The organism is Neisseria sp. P0021.S007, assembly GCF_051956855.1.
On record NZ_JBQCXA010001588.1, the window covers coordinates 1 to 458 of the forward strand.

General features: G+C 52.0%; 1 protein-coding gene. It reads left to right on the forward strand.

The features are described 5' to 3' along the window. The coding region (gene waaF, locus ACTHUR_RS20410) for a lipopolysaccharide heptosyltransferase II (protein ID WP_440400614.1) at positions 1 to 458 on the forward strand (458 nt) is incomplete at both ends.

Genomic DNA, 458 nt, shown 5'->3' on the forward strand with positions numbered 1-458 from the left:
GCGTACGGGCTACGTCGGCGAATCACGCTATTTTTTGCTGAACGATATCCGCAAGTTGGATAAGGCCGCGTTGCCTCTGATGGTCGACCGCTATACTGCGCTGGCGTATCCGACCCAAGCGGATTTTAACGGGCATTCCGATAATCCGTGTTTTAAGATTGATCCCGAAAGCCGTCAAGCTGCTTTGGCAAAACATGGTTTGGCGACGGATAAACCGATTTTGGCATTTTGTCCCGGTGCGGAATATGGCCCGGCCAAGCGTTGGCCTGCGCGTCATTTTGCCGAACTCGGCCGCCGATATTTGGCCAAGGGCTGGCAGGTTTGGCTGTTCGGTTCGCAAAAAGATTTTGATATTGCAGATGAAATCAACCGACTTTCAGACGGCCTGTGTACCAATCTTTGCGGCAAAACCAATCTTTCGGAGGCGATTGATCTGTTGTCTTGCGCCGATACGGTTG